General features: G+C 67.2%; 13 protein-coding genes. 4 read left to right on the top strand and 9 right to left on the bottom strand.

Features of this window, described 5'->3' with window-relative positions; translation table 11 throughout:
- The first annotated feature begins 180 nt into the window (after positions 1-180).
- Positions 181-3,462 (top strand): helix-turn-helix transcriptional regulator, encoded by a 3,282-nt coding sequence (locus AC5Y6Y_RS11825; RefSeq protein ID WP_473138794.1) that lies wholly within the window; start codon positions 181-183, stop codon positions 3,460-3,462.
- Between the two features lie 43 nt (positions 3,463-3,505).
- On the opposite strand, the gene AC5Y6Y_RS11820 is transcribed toward AC5Y6Y_RS11825, so the two are convergent.
- The 4 genes from AC5Y6Y_RS11820 to AC5Y6Y_RS11805 all read right to left on the bottom strand — a co-directional run bounded on the left by AC5Y6Y_RS11820 (position 3,506) and on the right by AC5Y6Y_RS11805 (position 7,592).
- The gene (locus tag AC5Y6Y_RS11820) at positions 3,506-4,861 is read right to left on the bottom strand and encodes an aromatic ring-hydroxylating oxygenase subunit alpha (RefSeq protein WP_463827814.1); all 1,356 of its coding nucleotides are present in this window, start codon (positions 4,859-4,861) and stop codon (positions 3,506-3,508) included.
- Between the two features lie 9 nt (positions 4,862-4,870).
- Positions 4,871-6,631, bottom strand: a complete 1,761-nt coding sequence (locus AC5Y6Y_RS11815) for an N-acyl-D-amino-acid deacylase family protein (RefSeq protein WP_473138795.1) — start codon at positions 6,629-6,631, stop codon at positions 4,871-4,873.
- A gap of 115 nt (positions 6,632-6,746) precedes the next feature.
- Positions 6,747-7,169 carry an ATP-binding protein gene (locus AC5Y6Y_RS11810; RefSeq protein ID WP_463827816.1) on the bottom strand — a complete coding sequence of 141 codons (423 nt, stop codon included), beginning with the start codon at positions 7,167-7,169 and terminating at the stop codon, positions 6,747-6,749.
- Between the two features lie 45 nt (positions 7,170-7,214).
- On the bottom strand, positions 7,215-7,592 hold the full coding sequence (locus tag AC5Y6Y_RS11805; protein ID WP_463827817.1) for an STAS domain-containing protein: 378 nt from the start codon (positions 7,590-7,592) through the stop codon (positions 7,215-7,217).
- Positions 7,593-7,895: 303 nt separating this feature from the next.
- Between AC5Y6Y_RS11805 and AC5Y6Y_RS11800 the strand changes: the two genes are divergently transcribed.
- Complete coding sequence (locus AC5Y6Y_RS11800) at positions 7,896-8,945, top strand: ABC transporter permease (RefSeq protein ID WP_463827818.1); 1,050 nt, start codon at positions 7,896-7,898, stop codon at positions 8,943-8,945.
- A gap of 2 nt (positions 8,946-8,947) precedes the next feature.
- On the top strand, positions 8,948-9,940 hold the full coding sequence (locus tag AC5Y6Y_RS11795; RefSeq protein ID WP_463827819.1) for an ATP-binding cassette domain-containing protein: 993 nt from the start codon (positions 8,948-8,950) through the stop codon (positions 9,938-9,940).
- A gap of 91 nt (positions 9,941-10,031) precedes the next feature.
- On the opposite strand, the gene AC5Y6Y_RS11790 is transcribed toward AC5Y6Y_RS11795, so the two are convergent.
- The 5 genes from AC5Y6Y_RS11790 to AC5Y6Y_RS11770 all read right to left on the bottom strand — a co-directional run bounded on the left by AC5Y6Y_RS11790 (position 10,032) and on the right by AC5Y6Y_RS11770 (position 14,751).
- On the bottom strand, positions 10,032-11,402 hold the full coding sequence (locus AC5Y6Y_RS11790; RefSeq protein ID WP_473138796.1) for an acyltransferase family protein: 1,371 nt from the start codon (positions 11,400-11,402) through the stop codon (positions 10,032-10,034).
- Positions 11,403-11,479: 77 nt separating this feature from the next.
- Positions 11,480-11,851 carry a hypothetical protein gene (locus tag AC5Y6Y_RS11785; protein ID WP_473138797.1) on the bottom strand — a complete coding sequence of 124 codons (372 nt, stop codon included), beginning with the start codon at positions 11,849-11,851 and terminating at the stop codon, positions 11,480-11,482.
- Positions 11,852-11,923: 72 nt separating this feature from the next.
- Positions 11,924-13,102: a sulfotransferase family protein gene (locus AC5Y6Y_RS11780; RefSeq protein ID WP_473138798.1), complete on the bottom strand. Its 1,179-nt coding sequence runs from the start codon at positions 13,100-13,102 to the stop codon at positions 11,924-11,926.
- Complete coding sequence (locus AC5Y6Y_RS11775; RefSeq protein WP_473138799.1) at positions 13,099-14,163, bottom strand: DUF1214 domain-containing protein; 1,065 nt, start codon at positions 14,161-14,163, stop codon at positions 13,099-13,101. Before AC5Y6Y_RS11775 ends, AC5Y6Y_RS11780 begins: the two co-directional genes overlap by 4 nt.
- A gap of 12 nt (positions 14,164-14,175) precedes the next feature.
- Positions 14,176-14,751 carry a TetR/AcrR family transcriptional regulator gene (locus tag AC5Y6Y_RS11770; RefSeq protein WP_463827824.1) on the bottom strand — a complete coding sequence of 192 codons (576 nt, stop codon included), beginning with the start codon at positions 14,749-14,751 and terminating at the stop codon, positions 14,176-14,178.
- A gap of 145 nt (positions 14,752-14,896) precedes the next feature.
- Between AC5Y6Y_RS11770 and AC5Y6Y_RS11765 the strand changes: the two genes are divergently transcribed.
- Positions 14,897-17,128, top strand: coding sequence for an acyl-CoA dehydrogenase family protein (locus AC5Y6Y_RS11765; RefSeq protein WP_473138800.1), 2,232 nt, complete (start codon positions 14,897-14,899; stop codon positions 17,126-17,128).
- Positions 17,129-17,138: the final 10 nt, after the last annotated feature.

Below are 17,138 nucleotides of genomic sequence, written 5' to 3'. Positions count from 1 at the left end.
GATCGACTCTGCTGAATCGCGCAGGCCAGATCATCGGGGAGTACTCGGAATTCACTCTGCGGCTATGGCGGCAAGAAGCGGGAGAATCCCACCCCCACCGCAGGGTCAACGCCGCGCCGCGCGTCCGAATACGGGATTTCCCCGATGTTCGCGGCTCCGCGCACCGAGATCCTGGCTAGCATGACCAAAACCGATCGACGGATTGAGTTGGACGTGAGCGAGCTGCCAACCGGAACGGTGACGCTGTTGCTCGCCGATGTCGAGGGTTCGACGCGGTTGTGGGAGACCGAAGCCGACGCGATGACTGCCGCGTTCGCGCGCCTGGACCGCACTCTCAGCGACCTGCTTGCCGCCCATGGCGGGGTGCGTCCGGTCGAGCAAGGCGAAGGCGACAGCTTCGTGGTCGCGTTCCCGCGCGCTAGCGCCGCGGTGGCGTGTGCCCTGGCCCTGCAACGAGCGCCGCTGGCCCCGATCCGGTTACGCATCGGTCTGCACACCGGCGAGGTGCAACTGCGCGACGGGTGCAACTACGTCGGTTCCACGATCAATCGCACGGCGCGCCTGCGCGACCTCGCGCACGGCGGTCAGACGGTGCTGTCGGGCACCACCGAGGACATTGTGGTCGACGCGCTCCCGGATGATGCGTGGCTGACCGACCTCGGCCGCCACGAACTTCGCGGAATTGCTCGTCCCGAGCGGGTGGTACAGCTCTGCCACCCGGACGTCGCCAACGACTTTCCGCCGCTGAGGACATCGAAAACCGTTGCTGCCGAGCACTTACCGACGCAACTGACCAGTTTTGTCGGCCGCGGCGCCGAGATCGACGGCGTACGGCGCATCCTGGCCGCCAACCGGCTGGTCACCCTGACCGGTGCCGGCGGGGTGGGCAAGACCCGGCTGGCCATTCAGGTCGCGGGCCAGCAGGCCGCCGAGTTCGGTGACGGCGCCTGGTACGTCGACCTGGCGCCGCTCACCGACCCCGATCTGGTGCCGGTCGCGACGGCCGGCGCACTGGGGCTCACCGACCAGCCCGGCCGCTCCACCACCGAGACGTTGATCCGGTTCGTGGGTCACCGTCAGATGCTGGTCGTACTGGACAACTGCGAGCACCTCCTCGACGCGATCGCCGCGCTCACCGCCGCGCTACTGACGGCCTGCCCCGGGTTGACGGTGCTGGCGACCAGTCGCGAACCCATCGACGTACCCGGCGAGGTGACCTGGCGGGTGCCGTCCCTGTCGTTGGAGGACGACGCCGTTGCGCTGTTCCTGGACCGGGCCCGGCGAGCGCGCACCGATCTGCACATCGCCGACGACGACAGCGAGACGGTCAAGGAGATCTGCCGTCGGCTCGACGGCATGCCCCTGGCGATCGAGTTGGCGGCCGCCCGGGTACGGGCGCTCTCGCTCGACGAAATCGTGAGCAGTCTGCATGACCGCTTCCGGTTGTTGACCGGGGGCGGGCGCACTGCGGTGCGCCGCCAGCAAACGTTACGGGCGTCGGTCGACTGGTCGCATGCGCTGCTGACCGATTCCGAACGCGCCCTATTCCGGCGGCTGGCGGCATTCGTCGGCGGCTTCGATCTCGCCGCCGCGCGTGCCGTGGCCGGGGGCACAGAGGTGGAGCGCTTCCAGGTGTTGGACCAGCTCACGCTACTGGTGGACAAGTCGCTGGTGGTGGCGGATAACACAGTAGGGCGAACGCGTTATCGGCTGCTGGAGACCGTTCGGCAGTACGCCGCGGAAAAACTTGACGAATCCGGTGAGGTGGACACGGTTCGTGCACGCCACCGCGACTACTACGCCGCAATGGCGGCCGCGCTCGACGCGCCAGCCGCCACCGGACACCAGCGGCGGGTTGAGCAAACCGAAACCGAACTCGACAACCTGCGCGCGGCGTTCGCCTGGAGCCGCGAGAGGTGTGACACGGAAGTGGCATTGCAGCTGGCGTCGTCGCTGCAGCCACTGTGGCTCACGCGCGGCCGCCTGCGCGAAGGAATGAGCTGGATCGATGAGGCGCTGACCGATCTGGACGCCGTGGACGGCGAGGTGGCACCGGCGGTGGTGGCGCGGGCGCTGGCCGACGCGGCACTCCTCGACGGCTGGGTCGGCATGCCGGAGCGCGGGGAGCAAGCCACCGAAGCGCTGACCATTGCTCGCCAACTGGACGACCCCGTCCTGCTGGTTCGTGCTCTCACCGGCTGCATTGGCACGGCCGCCTTCGATCCCGAACAAGCGGCAACGTACTTCGCCGAGGCGATCGAGCTGGCGCGCGCCCTGGGCGACAAGTGGAGACTGAGCCAGCTGCTCGGCTTCCGCGCATACGCCGCTGTGATGGCCGGCAGCTCGATCACCGAGCACGCGGCGGCCGAAGGTCGCGACCTCGCCGACTCGGTCGGCGACCGGGTGGCGTCGGGCCAGTGCCGGTTATGGGGTATCGCTGGGGGACGGGCGATGCGCGGTGAGCTCCAGGGCGCCGCGGATGAATTGGGGGATCTGCTCGCAGAGGCCGATGCAGCCGGCGACCTGCTCACGAGATTCAACGCCCTGATGGCGCAGAGCTTTGTACTGGGGAGGCACGGCAACACGACTGCAGCGCTTGCCGCGGCCGAGACGGCGGTCGAGTTCGCCGCTGAGCTAGGTGCTGCGATCGAGGGGCTCGGCTATCTCGCACTGGGTTGGTCACGGCTGGCCGTGGGAGACGTCGCAGGCGCGCGCGACGCTCTCACGACAGCTTATGGCCAGATACCGAACGCCGGCTTTTCGTCGACCAACTTGATGTGGAGAGCCGAAACCGAGCTCGCGGAAGGCGATGTCGTGGCGGCCCGCCGCTGGGCCGATCGCGGAGTTCCGGCGACCGCTGGTTATTTCGGCACGTTCGCATTGAACACCCGTGCCCGCGTGGCGCTCGCTGAGGGGAACGCGGAGTCGGCCGAGCGTGACGCTCACGAAGCGCTGACGCGTGCCGCCGATACCGGGGCACAGCTGGGAGTGCCGGACGTCGTCGACTTTCTCGCTGGGCTGGCCGTGCTAGCCGCGAGTTATCCCGAGGCGGCTAGGCTCTTCGGTGCCGCAGAGGCAATCCGGCAACGCACCGGGGAGGTGCGATACCTGATCCATCAGGCCGCCTATGAGAATTCGGTGGCGACGCTCCGAGATGCGATGGGCCAAAATGACTTCGACTCCGCCTGGGCCGAGGGGGCAGCGCTATCCACTGCCGAAGCGATCGCTTATGCCCAGCGAGGTCGGGGCGAACGCAAACGCCCGGCGTCCGGCTGGGCTTCGCTCACCCCCGCCGAACTCGACGTCGTCCGCCTGGTCAGCGATGGGCTGGGGAATAAAGACATCGCCGCCCGGCTTTTCATCTCGCCGCGCACCGTCGAGGCACATCTGACGCACGTCTACACGAAGCTGGGCTTGGCCTCGCGCGTCCAACTGGCCCAGGAAGCCGCCCGCCACGCCTGAAATCGGTGGCGAGCAGACACAGAATCGCATGAAAATGACGGTGTTAGTGCGATTCTGCGTCTGCTCGCGCCAGAAAAGCAGCACTAGCGCCGCCGGTCATCCGTTCGGACTCCGGTAGGTCGAGGTAGCGCTCCAGGTTGCGGTGCATGTTGATCACCCGACGTTCTTCATTGGAGAGCACCAGATGCGTCAAGCCGGGCTGGTGCAGGCCGCGTTGCAGGCCGGGCAGGATCCGGATGTCCTGGGTCAGCACGATTCCCGGTTCGGCATCCGCGGCCGACATGCGCATGTCGGCGGGCTTGTTGCGGTCGGCGCCGGGCGGCATCCGGGTCATCAGGAACATGGTCAGCTCACCGTGGTCCGGATCCGGGCCGGGCCGCGACGTCATGATCGTCAAGTGGTCGGCGTTGACCAGGAACGTCATGTTCGGGAACACGTTGTACTGGTGCAGTCGGGTGATCCGGTCGGTGTCGGCCCAGTCCAGGTTCACCCCGCGTCCCGCGGCGAACTCCCGGGTGCGCGCCGCGATCAGGTCCGGCACCGACTGGCCGTCATCGGGAAAGGGTGTGCCCTCGGCCGCACCCATCAGCGCACCCTGGGTGTAAACGTAAGCGTCCCAGACTTCTTTGTCACTCAGGGTGCCCTCGAAACGCGGACTGGGCACCCCGTACGGTTGGTCGGACTTACCTGCGTGCACCCAGATCTGTTGCGGCGCATGGATATCATCGACGCAGCGCAGCAATTCGGGGTGCAACGTTTGGATATGATAGGTCTCGCTGTAGCCGTCGGCAATGGTCTTCCAGTTGGCTTCGACGTCGACGGTCAGCGTTGCGTAGCAACGGAAGTCGCCGATGTCGCACCAGGCGATGTCCTCGGGGATGCCATCCAGATAGGAGATCAGTGGCATCGCGCTGAGGTCGAGATTGACGAACACCATCCCCGCCCAAACGTCGACAGCGGCCGGCACCAACGGAAAGTCCGACATCTTCAGCGATCCGAAGCCCTTGCGGTTGGGGACCCGCTTCAGCACCCCGGCGAGGTCCCAGGTCCAGCCGTGGTAGCCGCACTTGAGTTCGCGCAACCCCGAACCGCTGCCTACGCACAGCGAATTCCCCCGATGCCGGCAGGCGTTCTGAAAGGCACGCAGCACGCCGTCGTCATCGCAGACAATCAGGACTCCGTATGGGCCACAACGGTATTCGAAGTAGTCGCCCGGGTGGGAGACGTGATCGACCAGGCAGGCAAGCTGCCACACCTTCGGCCACATCCGCTGGATCTCGAGGGCGGCGAACGCCGGCGAGTAGTAGCGCTCGGCGGGCACCAGGGTCGGGGACGCGGGCGGGACCCCGATCGCGTCCTCGGCACGGGTCCGGGCGGGGTTACCCGCGGCCGTCTGCACCGGCGCGGCCTAACGCGCGCCGCGCACCAACCGGCCCGGCCGTGCGCCGGTATCGACGTCGTGGCGCCGGGTCACCGTGCCGCTGACGATGGTGGCCGCGTATCCGCTGGCGCCCTGCAGGATCCGGTTTCCGCCGGCGGGCAGGTCCCAGGCCATCGCGGCTGGGTGCAGCGTCAGCGCGTTCAGGTCGATGACGTTGATGTCGGCTTTCTTGCCCGGTTCGATGGTGCCGCGGTCGGTGAGACCGAACAGGTGCGCGGTGTCCCGCGCCTGCTTGCGGATCACATATTCCAGCGAGAGTTTGTCACCGCGGTGCCGGTCCCGCGCCCAGTGGGTCAGCAGGAACGTGGGATACGAAGCGTCGCAGATCATTCCGCAGTGTGCGCCACCGTCGGACAGGCCCAGCACACCGGCCGGGTGCAGCAGCATCTCGCGAATTGCGTCGTGGTTGCCCTCGGCGTAATTGAACAGCGGCAGCATCAGCATGGCGCTGGCGTCCCGTTCCAGCATCAGGTCATAGAGGGTCGACAGCGGGTCCTCGCCGCGCGCCTGCGCGATCGCCTGCACGGTGCGGTCCGGGGTGGGCTCGTAGTCCGGCGGGTTGCCCAGTGCGTAGAGGCGGTGCAGCGAATGCTGCACCAGCGCGAACATGCCGTCGAACAACAACGACGGATCCACCGGCAGGTCGTCCTCGGCCAGGATCGCGGCCTTGACGGCGGGATCGGCCAGGCGTTGCGCGAGTTCTTCGCGGCCGCATTCGGCCTTCAACCGGCGGTAGGTGGGCCGGTGGCTGAACCCGTGATGGCCCTGGAATCCGATCATCATGCCGAACGGGCGGGCGGCGATCTGCGGGTACAGCCGACTGCCGTCGGAGTGAGCGGCCGCGGAGAGATCCAGCATCTCGCGCCACAGTCCCGGGTCGGCGTCCACCTGGATGAGCGCGAAGGACACCGGACGGTCGATCTCAGCGCCCAGTCGGCGCATCCACTCGAGTTCCTTCTTGGGCGCGATGATGTCCTCACCCGCTGAACCCTGCGGGGCCAGTTCGAAGACTGCCTGACCGCCGGCGGCCATGGCCCGTCCGAGGCCGAACAACTCGTCCTCGGCGGCGAAGGTGCCAGGCACCGGTTCGCCGTCCATCGCGCGGTGACCCATCGTGCGCGACGTGGAGAATCCGAGTGCGCCCGCTTCGACGGCCTCGGTGACCAGGCGGCCCATCGCTTTGATGTCGTCGGCGGTGGCCGGTTCGTTGCGGGCACCGCGTTCGCCCATTGCGTAGGCGCGGATCGCGCCGTGCGCGACCTGGCTGCCCACGTCGATCGAGAACTTCTGCTTACCGATGGCGTCGAGGTACTCGGGGTAGGTCTCCCAGCCCCAGGTGATGCCCTCGGTCAGGGCGGTGCCGGGAATGTCCTCGACGCCTTCCATCAGGCTGATCAGCCAGTCCTCGGTCCCGGGCCGCACCGGCGCGAAGCCGACGCCGCAGTTGCCGGTGACCACCGTGGTGACTCCATGACCGCTGGACGGTTCCAGCGAACTGTCCCAGCTGACCTGCCCGTCGTAGTGGGTGTGGATGTCGACGAACCCGGGCGCCACCACATGTCCGGTCGCGTCGATGGTCTCGGCGGCTTCGCCGGCAAGCTCCGGAGAATCCGCGCCGCGGCGGACCACGTCGACGATTTTGCCGTCCTTGATGCCGATGTCGGCGCGGTAGCGTGGCGCGCCGGTGCCGTCCACGACGGTCCCACCGACGATTTTCAGGTCGAACATGGATGCCTCCAGGGCAGCGAATCAGGGCTGTGCGATCATTTCGCTACGGTGAGTAGCGTATGTATCGACGGTAGGCGTCCCGGTGGCTTGAGTCAATGACGCGCGGACGGGCGGGTCAGGATGCGGTCAGGCGATTCCAGGTCAACTTCACCGCGGTGCCGTGCGGGGTTCCGTCGATGCTCGCTTCGTCGGCGAGGGCACGCATCAACGGGATGCCGCGCCCGCGGGCCAGATTCGCTGCGCTGGGCTGCTGGCGCCACCGACCGCGGTCGATGATGTTCACCGCGAGGGTGTCCGAACCGGGGTCGTAGGCGGCGCGCACATCCATGGTCCCGCACTCATCGGGGTAGGCGAATTCGGCGACATTCGCCAGCGCCTCGCTGACAGCCAGCACCAGGTCACTGAACTGCTCGGCGTCGAGCGCGAAATGACGACTCAGCCAATTGCGAAACTCGACCCGAATCCGCGTGGCATTCGATGCGTCGGCGGCAATCTGCGTTCGGACGAAGCGCGGGCAATCGTTGCTCTGGGATGTCACGGGGTGCCGAATCAGAGTGTCTGGCCGACCCCCGGCGATGCCGTGCTACGCACCGGTGATCCAGTTCAGCGCGCTATCCAAGGTGCGGTGCAGCGAGAGCACGCTGTCGATACCCATCAGTTTGAGTGGACGGCTGGTGGCCGGGCCGTCGGCAACCACGGCCAACCGTGTCGGCGGCGCCAATTCGGCTTGCCCGTTGACCAGCACGCTCATCCCGGCAGACGCGAGGAATTCCACTTTCGTCAGATCGACGATGAGCGCCGGGGGTTTGCCGGCCAGCGCCGTGTGCATCGCATCCGCCAATTGAGGAGCACTCAGCATGTCTACTTCGCCCGAGACGGCCAGTACCACGGCACCGTCCGCCTGGTACTGCTCGACTTCGAAAGCCGTTCGGTTGATTGGATCGCCGGGTTGATCGACCATGCTTTATCTCAAATCCGTCCTCGGGGGGACAACAATAGTGCTCAGAAAACCACGCCATGCCGGGGCTGTGGATTCAACCCGCCGGAAAACCGCCACGAACTTGCTTGCCGAATGCAGCGCCGCGGCAGCCAACGAAAGCCAATCCTAGGCCATCGCGCGAAACACCCGCCGGGTACCGTTCCGCCGGGTAAACATTCTGCCACCGCGGGCGGCCGATCGCTTTTCCGGCCGGCCTGCGCCGCGTGCGCCGACAGTGGTGCACAACGGGGTCAAGGCCTTGTGCGGGGTTGATAGCGTCTACGAATGCTCTTTGCTGCGCTGCGCGATATGCAATGGCGAAAACGTCGCCTGGTTATTGCCATCGTCAGCACCGGGCTGATCTTCGGGATGACGCTCGTGATGAGCGGACTTGCCTACGGGTTTCGCGTCGAAGCCCGGCAGACCGTGGATTCCATGGGGGTCGACGCATTTGTGGTCAAGGACGGCGCGGCGGGACCTTTTCTGGGGTCGACGCCATTTCCCGACGTCGACCTGGCGCGGGTGCGCGCCGAACCGGGTGTCTCCGCCGCGGCACCGCTGGGCTGTGTGGGGACGATCATGAGGGACGGCAACTCGACCCGGAACGTCACTGCGTTCGGGGCACCTGAGCGTGGTCCCGGCATGCCGTCCGTTTCGCAGGGCCGGGCCCCGTCGAAGCCCGACGAGGTGGCGGCGTCAAGCACGCTGGGGCGCCGGCTGGGCGACACCCTGCAGGTGGGCGCCCATACGCTGCGGATCGTAGGCATCGTGCCCAATTCGACCGCACTCGCCAAGATCCCCAACATTTTTCTGACCACCGAGGGTTTGCAGCAACTGGCGTACAACGGGCAGCCGATGGTCACCTCGATCGGCATCGACGGCACCCCCCGGGCGCTGCCGAACGGCTACCGGACCTATGACCGGGACGGTGCCGTGGCCGACCTGATCCGGCCGTTGAAGGTCGCGGTGAACTCCATCACCATCGTTGCGCTGTTGCTGTGGGTGGTGGCGGTGCTGATCATCGGCTCGGTGGTGTACCTGTCCGCGTTGGAACGGGTCCGCGACTTCGCGGTGTTCAAGGCGATCGGGACCCCGACGCGCTCGATCCTCGCCGGCCTGGCGCTGCAGGCGCTGGTCGTCTCCCTGCTGGCCGCGGGGGTGGGGGTGATCCTGTCCAAGCTGCTGGCGCCGCTGTTCCCGATGGTCGTCGCGGTCCCGTCCGTCGCCTATGTGCTGTTACCGGTAGTGGCCACCGGGATCGGCCTGCTGGCCAGCCTGGCCGGGTTGCGGCGGGTGGTCGCCATCGACCCAGCGCTCGCGTTCGGAGGTCCCTGATCATGGGCGATCTGAGCATCCAGAATCTGGTCGTCGAGTACTACAGCGGCGGCTATGCACTGCGCCCGATCAACGGACTGAATCTCGATGTGGCGTCCGGATCCCTGGTGATCCTGTTGGGACCGAGCGGTTGCGGGAAGACGACATTGCTGTCCTGTCTCGGCGGCATCCTGCGGCCCAAGTCCGGCACCATCAAATTCGACGACGTCGACATCACGGCACTGGACGGCAAGGCGATGGCGCAGTACCGGCGCGACAAGGTCGGCATCGTGTTCCAGGCCTTCAATCTCGTCCCCAGCCTGACCGCCCTCGAGAACGTGATGATTCCGTTGCGGGCCGCCGGGATGTCACGCGCGGCCTCGCGCAAGCGCGCCACCGAGTTGCTCGAACGGGTCAACCTCGGCGACCGGATCAAGCACCGGCCCGGCGATCTGAGCGGCGGTCAGCAGCAGCGCGTGGCGGTCGCTCGGGCGATCGCGCTGGATCCGCCGCTGATCCTGGCCGACGAGCCGACCGCACACCTGGATTTCATCCAAGTCGAAGAGGTGCTGCGGCTGATCCGTGAACTGGCCGACGGTGACCGGGTGGTGGTGGTGGCAACCCACGACAGCCGCATGCTGCCGATGGCGGACCGGGTCGTCGAACTGACTCCGGATTTCGCCGACACCAACAGGTCGCCGGAGCTGTTCGAACTGAAGGCCGGAGTGGTGTTGTTCGAGCAGAGCACCATGGGTGAGTTGATCTACGTGGTGATCGAGGGCGAATTCGATCTGGTACATGAATTGGCCGACGGCGGTGAGGAATTGATCAAGGTGGTCGGGCCGGGTGACTACTTCGGGGAGATGGGCGTGCTGTTCCACATGCCACGCTCGGCGACCGCGCGGGCGCGCACCGATGCGAAGGTGATGGGGTACACCGCCCAGGCCTTCCGGGAGCGTCTCGGCGCAGGCGGCCCGCGCGACCTGATCGGACACCGCGAGCTCAGCAGCGACTGATCCGCTACGAGTGGTGCTGGGCGAAGAACCGCCAGATGGTGTCGGTGGCGTCCGGGGGCTGGCCGCGTCGGACTGAGTCGCCGAGCAGACGTCAGCGCATCGCACGTACACCGAGTGCGCGCCCGAGCGCCCGGCGCGCCCGGGCAGCCGTTTCCCGCTTCGGCAGCCGCACGGCGGCCACCCCCCGGGCGCCCAGCAACGCCGCCAGCATCACCGAGACGCAGACCAGCCCGTCGTCCTTGAGACCCCACTTCACCGCGGCCAGGATCGCCGCCCCGGCCACGCACAGCAACACGCCGACGCTGACGCCACGCCACGCCGACGTAATGGCGGGGGCGCCGTCCCACCCGGGCAGCGGAGTGTTCTCCAGCACCCGCAGCGCCACGAACAGCACCGCCACCACGGCGATCATCAGGACGAGTTGCGCAACGCCGATCGCCAGGAAGTCGGGCTGACCCGGGAAGCGCGGGTGGCCGAAGGCGTCGAACAGCAGGTGCACGCCCAGCAGCGCCGGCATGTGCCACAGGTACAGCGTCATTGCGCCGGAGTTGCCGATCGCCGTGAACCACCACACCCGCGGCCGTTGCGCCCAGCGGTTGATCGCCGGTGCGGCCGCGATCGCCAGGGCGCTGAGCACGATCGCGTGTCCGGCGAGCAGCAGCGAGGGGGGGCTCATGTTAGGCAGCTGCTGGCCCTCAATACCGACCAGACTCAGCTCGTAGGGACCCCACTGCAGCAGCGCGATGTTGACCGTGAACACTGCCGCCGCGACACTCAACGCGACACGACCGCTGAGCAACTGGCGGCGGTAGGCGACGCCGAACATGCCGGGGATGAGCCAGGCCGCGAGGTTGAGATAGCCGATCGGCGCCAGTGCCGGCCAATGCAACCGAAGCACGTCGACGACCGCGACCATCGCGTAGACGGCGGCGACGCCGCCGACCAGGCGGGTCGCCGTGGTGATCCGCCACAAGGCCGGCATCGCCGCGAGCACCAGCACATACACGCCGAGAAACCACAGCAGCTGAATGCTGATGCCTGCGACCGGTTCGTACACATGTTGGGGCAGGAAGGGATACAGCATTACCAACGCGACGGCCCAGAAGGCCAGGTAGTAGAAGACCGGCCGGAACAACCGGGTGCACCGCTTCAACAGCCAACCCCCCCAGTTGACCTCCGGTCCCCAGGACGAGACGCACGCCGCGGCGCCCGCGAAGAAGAACAGCGGCATGATCTGGAAAATCCAGGTCAAAGCCTGGAACACGGTCGAAGTGGTGAGCAGGTTGTCCCAGATGAACACGCCGTCGCGGATGGTGCTGATCGCCATCACGGTGTGGCCGATCACCACGCCGACCAGTGCGGTGATGCGGATGACGTCGATGGCGCGGTCGCGGTCGACCGGCGTGGTGGCGGCCAGTTCAGGGGCGCTCGGAAAGCGCAGCAAGCCCGGGGAAGTTGTCATTCCTGCAGCATTGCTGGTGGGTGCGGGCCGGCACCTGCGTAGGACTACTCGTTCCGGGCGGGTAGTCCTACCACTGACTAGGCCTGGTGGGCCAGGGTGAAGAAGACGTAGGCGAGGCAGAACAAGAAGTTCAGGGAGATGAGGACCAGCCCGGCGCACACCAGCGCGTGCCTGCAGCGCCGCTGCAGCCGCGTGACTCGGGCGGACTGTTTCTCGCGGTTGAGTTCCGTGGCGATCAACGCGAAATTGACGTTGGTCATCTCCCGTTCGGCCACCGGGGAGCCGGTGAACAACTGGCGGAGGCGGGTCGCCGGGATATGCACTCCGACGGCTGCGAAGCGCCGGCTCAGTCGTCGTGCCTGCCTGCGGCCGAGAACCTGGCCGCGTAGCTGCAGTTGCTGCGCGAGTCGCTGTCGTTCGTCGCCCCAGGGGTTCGACGGGGTCGTCACAAGCGGGAAGTCTATGTCCTTCATCACATTTTGGGGACAGATCCGTCCCGCATTTTTCGCGGATTCGCGGCCTCAGCGCAGCTGCTCGGTCGGCACCGCGTAGCGCTGCTGGTAGCTGCGGACCCGGTCGCGCACCTCGTCGGCGTTCAGACCGGTGTCCGACCAGGTGTAGCGGCCCCGTCCGCCGTCTCCCGGGTGAGCGGCCAGAAAGTCGCGCATGCGTTGCTTCGCCTGCGGCCGCAGTTCGCGGCCCAGCTTTCGGTAGATGCCGTCGATGGTGGTCCAAGGGTCGGCAATGAAATCGGCGTAGTGGACGTCGATGATGCGGTCGGCGGCGATCTTGCCGCTGTCACGCAGCGCCATCTCCCGCTCGAGACCGACCACAATCTCCTCGTAGGACTGGGCCGCGCACTCACCGATATCGGATTCGTCGCTGCCCATCCGGCGCAGATGATGGGTGAGGGCGGCGATCGACGAGATGACGTTGAGCGGGTCGCGGTGCGTCTGCACGATCAGCGCGTCGGGATACTCGGCGAGCAGCGCATCGAGCTGCCACAGGTGCGCCGGCGACTTCAGTAGCCACTGCCCGGGCACGCCCGACTGCAGGTGCTGCAGGAAGATCCGGTGGAACCGGTAGGCCGCGGCGTGGTCGGCGTCGTAGAGCAGCCAGCGGTAGTAGGTGGGCAGGCGGTACTGCACCGAGAAGATCATGCTGACGAAGGAACTGGCAGTGATGCGGACGCACTCCTGCCCGACCAGCGCGCCCATCGGGTGGTACTTCAGGAAACCGGGGATGATCTGCTCGGCCATCTCCAGGCTGGCCTGCGTGAGGGCGATCCGCGGGTCGTCGTGATAGGTCTGCGGTTGCGGAACCGGGCAGGGCGCATCCACTTCCCAGGTCAGCGGCGCGCGCAGGGCGGGATCCTGGGCCAGCAGGTCGTACAGGATGGTGGTTCCGGTGCGGGGTTGCCCGACGATGAAGATCGGCGCCTCGACCGGCTCGGTCGCTATCTGCGGGTTGCGATTGCGCCAGTCGATCACGTCCAGCCGGTTCTTCAGGGCACGCATCAGATCCAGATAGGCGATCTCGACTCCGATGGCCGACAGCCGGGCCTCGTTGAGCAGGCCGTCCACCACCCGTTCGAGTCCGGCTTCCCAGCCCGGGGCGGCATCTCCGAAGTCGTCGTGCCCGGTTTCCGCGCAGGCCGTGGCGATCAAACGTGCGGGCTGGAAACGCTCCTGCGGCGTCATCGCTGTACCGACACCTCGACGCGGGGCGGGTTCGGGTTGTCGAGCCAGCGCAGCACGATGAACCCGCGGTGACGGCCACCGGTGTCGAGCCAGTGGCCCAGCCCGCGATCCCGGTCACCGATCGCGATGCGCACCCGCCCGTCCGGGCCGGGTTGCACGCCGCGGTTGGTCACCGAGCTGTGCCGTCGCCGCGGTTCCAGACACTCGTGCCAGATGTTTTCCAGGGTGACGTTCCAATACCTGGTGTCGGGCGGCTCGATGTCGAGCACGAGTGCCTGGCCCGGCTCCAGGCGGTAGGTGCCGATCATGTACAGGTTGTCCGGCGTGGTGTCCGCCGCGCCCAGGTCGGCGGCCTCGGCGGTCAACAGCGCGTTGGGCTGATCGAGCAGCTCGGGCTTGATGGTGCGGTGCAGGGTTGCGAGCTTCATCAGCGACCACGCCATCGCGGTGAACTGCTCGGCCAGCGCGTCGTCGGTCAGCGCAGTCACCGGGTCGGGGTCCAGAGCCTCGATGTGCAGGGTGGCCAGTTCCTCGCGGGCGCGGTCACCGATGTACTCCCGCACCACCACCGACGACGCGTCCCCAGGGATCGGCAACCACTGCGCCCCGTCGAGGTCCGCCGGTTGCTGTGCGGCCAGCACGATCGCGAATTGTTCTGAGCACAAGTCCAATTCGGTGTCACTGAGATAGCCGGACATGCGTCGCGGGGTCAGACCGGTGCCGGCCAGGATCTGCATCCCGAGGTAGGCCGACGTACCCCGGGCGCCGGTGATCCGATAGCGACGGTCACCGCGGATCATGGCCAGGTAGTAGTTGCCGTCCGGGTTCGGGCCGCCGACCATCCGGTTCGGCGAGCACATGTCGAAGAACACCGGCCGGCTCAGGTCGGCTTCGACGGCCATCTGCGAACACAGCGACGACACCCGGGCGATCACCCGCAGCCCTTCGAGGAGTTCGCGTTCGGTTTCGGCGTCCTGGGTGACGATGGTGGTGACGTCGGCCAGCATCTGCTGGAAGAACTTCCAGGCGCCGACCGCCTGGGGTGCGTCGACCCGAGTCATAGCTTCGATCTCCTAGCGGTTGAGTGTCAGCGCGTCGACGATGAGCCGGGTGGTGAGCTCGGCGCGCCGTCGTGGATACGCCTGTCCGGCAGACAGAATCGGATACACGACGCCGCCGACGACGGCATCGGCCGCCGAGTCCGCGGTCGCCGGATCGATCCCCGCGGCGAGCAGCCGGGTGCGGACGCTGTCGTGCAGCGGCGTACTGAATCCGTCGCGCAGTTTGGCCGCGGTGTCCTGGTGTTCCATGCCGGCAACGGTCAGGGTGCGCAGCATTGCCGAGCCGCGGGCGGTGGTCAGGCTCGCGGCGAGCTTGCCCACCCACTCGACCAGATCGGCGGCCAGATCGTCGGTGTGGTTCATCGCGGCGAGGATCTTGTCGGCGTCCTCGAGCATGACGTCGGCGACGAGCTCGGGCCTGCTGCGCCACCAGCGGTAGATGGTCTGCTTGCCCACCCCGGCCCGGGCGGCCACCGCCTCGATGGTCAGCGCATCGAAGCCGCGTTCCAGGAGCAACTCGCGCGTTGCTGTCACGATTGCGGTACGTGATTTTTCGCTGCGGCGGCGCGGCGTGAGATCGGTCGACATGTCAGGTGGTCCTGTTCGACTTTCCGGCGTCCGCCTTGTTAGTCTCTGCAAGACGAGACGGTTCGTCTTGTAAAGCGAGAGGATAGCAGCCGGTGCCGCCCATGTGGAGTTTGTCGAGCGCAGCTGCCACGGCTGGGTCGCCGTCGTGAGCGTGGGACTGACCGCCGAGCAGCAGGAGTTGTGCGCCGCTGTCGGACAATTCGCCGCACGGCACGCTCCGGTTGCCGCCACCCGGGACAGCCTGGACGCGCTCGCCGCCGGGAAGATGCCCGACTGGTGGGAAGCATTGGTCGACAACGGCTTTCACGCCGTTCACCTGCCGGAGGAGGTCGGCGGCCAGGGTGGTCGGCTGGTCGACGGCGCATGTGTGCTCGAGGCCGCGGCCACAGCGTTGTTGGCCGGGCCGTTGCTGCCGACGGTCGCCACCGGCGCGGTCGCGCTGTCGGCAGATCGGACCCCGATGGCGGAGTCGCTGCTGCGTGAGCTTGCCGCCGGTGCGCCGGCAGCGGTCATCCTGCCGGGCGACGGCGAATTTTGCGTCGATCGGGTCGGCCAGGGATGGCGGGTGACCGGGACCTCGGAGGTTACCGCTGGGGTGTGCTCGGCGCGGCTGGTCCTGGTCGGTGTGCGGACCGCGGACGGTGGCGTGGTATGGATTCCGGTCGATACCGAAAACCCCGCGGCAGCAATCGATTCGGCAGACGGCACCGATCTGGTGACCGATGCCGGAATCCTGCGTTTGACCGACTACGCTGCGGCCGACGTGCTGACCGGCATCGAGCCGGAACGCGCCGAATGCGTGGTGTTGGCACTGGTGGCCGCGACAACCGCCGGCATCACGCAGTGGTGCGTGGATGCGGTCACCGCGCACCTGCGCATCCGGGAACAGTTCGGCAAAGTGATCGGCACCTTCCAGGCCCTGCAGCACAACGCGGCGATGCTGTTGGTCAGCAGCGAATTGGCGACGTCGGCGGCGTGGGACGCGGTGCGGGCGGTGGATGAGCCACTCGATCAGCACCGCATCGCCGCGGCCGGAGCCGCGTTGATCGCGGTGTCGCCGGTGCCCGATCTCGTGCTGGATGCGCTCACGATGTTCGGCGCCATCGGATTCACCTGGGAGCATGACGTACACCTGTACTGGCGGCGCGCAATCAGCCTGGCCGCATCGATCGGTCCGGCGAATCGCTGGGCCCGGCGGCTGGGCCGGCTCACCTGCACCCAGCAGCGTGACATGTCGGTGGACCTGGGCGACGCGGATGCCGAGTTCCGGTCGCAGGTGGCCCAGACCCTGGACGCGGCACGGCAATTGAGCAACGACCAACCCGGCCGTCAAGGTGACTACGACGACTTCAAGACCGGTCCGCAACGCACCCTGATCGCCGAAGCCGGCTTGATCGCGCCGCATTGGCCGCCGCCGTGGGGACTCGACGCCGGGCCACTACGCCAGCTCATCATCGACGACGAGTTCGCCAAGCGGCCCGACCTGGTGCGCCCGTCGCTCGGCATTGCCGAATGGATCCTGCCCTCGGTGCTACGTGCTGCGCCGAAAGAGCTGCAGGACAAACTGATCCCGCCGACCCAACGCGGCGAGATCGCCTGGTGCCAGCTGTTCAGTGAGCCGGGAGCAGGGTCCGACCTGGCCGCTTTGACCACCCGCGCCACCAAAGTGGACGGCGGCTGGCAGATCAACGGACACAAGATCTGGACATCGGTGGCCCACCGCGCCGACTTCGGGGCGCTGCTGGCCCGCACCGATCCCGACGCCGCAAAGCACCGCGGCATCGGCTATTTCATCCTGGACATGCGATCCCCGGGCATCGAGATCCAGCCGATCAAGACCGCCACCGGCGAGGCGCATTTCAACGAGGTGTTCCTCACCGATGTCTTCGTGCCCGACGCGATGCTGCTCGGTGACCCGGTCGGCGGTTGGAATCTGGCGATCGCGACCATGGCCGAAGAGCGTTCGGCCATCAGCGGTTACGTCAAATTCGACCGCGCTGCCGCACTGCGCCGGTTGGCGTCGGAGGACGGCCCGGACCGTGCGGACGCGCTGCGCGCGCTCGGCGAACTCGACGCATACACCAATGCGATCAAAGCGCTGGGTGTGCGGGAGACCATCCGCTTGCTTGACGGGCAGCCGTCGGGTCCGGCGTCCAGCATCGCCAAGGTCGCGATGAATGTGTTGCTGCGCCGCACCTTTGCGGCCACACTGCAACTGACCGGACGGCTGGCAATGGTGGCCGACCCCGATCCCGCTGCGCAACCTGCTGTAGTGGAGCCGTACCTGCGGTTGCCGGCGGAGTTGATCGGCGGCGGCACCCGTGAGATTCAGCTCAACATCATCGCTCAAATGATTCTCGGACTGCCGCGGAAATAAGGGAACGCAC

Source organism: Mycobacterium sp. NGS24, from assembly GCF_059813065.1.
This window is presented reverse-complemented; position numbering and strand designations above follow the sequence as displayed.

What these genes read in the sequence shown, in the direction of transcription:
- AC5Y6Y_RS11825 (WP_473138794.1), top strand. Translation starts at nt 181, where the DNA reads ATGACCAAAACCGATCGACGGATTGAGTTGGACGTGAGCGAGCTGCCA.
- AC5Y6Y_RS11790 (WP_473138796.1), bottom strand. Translation starts at nt 11,402, where the DNA reads ATGACAACTTCCCCGGGCTTGCTGCGCTTTCCGAGCGCCCCTGAACTG.
- AC5Y6Y_RS11775 (WP_473138799.1), bottom strand. Translation starts at nt 14,163, where the DNA reads ATGACTCGGGTCGACGCACCCCAGGCGGTCGGCGCCTGGAAGTTCTTC.
- AC5Y6Y_RS11805 (WP_463827817.1), bottom strand. Translation starts at nt 7,592, where the DNA reads ATGGTCGATCAACCCGGCGATCCAATCAACCGAACGGCTTTCGAAGTC.
- AC5Y6Y_RS11780 (WP_473138798.1), bottom strand. Translation starts at nt 13,102, where the DNA reads ATGACGCCGCAGGAGCGTTTCCAGCCCGCACGTTTGATCGCCACGGCC.
- AC5Y6Y_RS11800 (WP_463827818.1), top strand. Translation starts at nt 7,896, where the DNA reads ATGCTCTTTGCTGCGCTGCGCGATATGCAATGGCGAAAACGTCGCCTG.
- AC5Y6Y_RS11795 (WP_463827819.1), top strand. Translation starts at nt 8,948, where the DNA reads ATGGGCGATCTGAGCATCCAGAATCTGGTCGTCGAGTACTACAGCGGC.
- AC5Y6Y_RS11770 (WP_463827824.1), bottom strand. Translation starts at nt 14,751, where the DNA reads ATGTCGACCGATCTCACGCCGCGCCGCCGCAGCGAAAAATCACGTACC.
- AC5Y6Y_RS11815 (WP_473138795.1), bottom strand. Translation starts at nt 6,631, where the DNA reads ATGTTCGACCTGAAAATCGTCGGTGGGACCGTCGTGGACGGCACCGGC.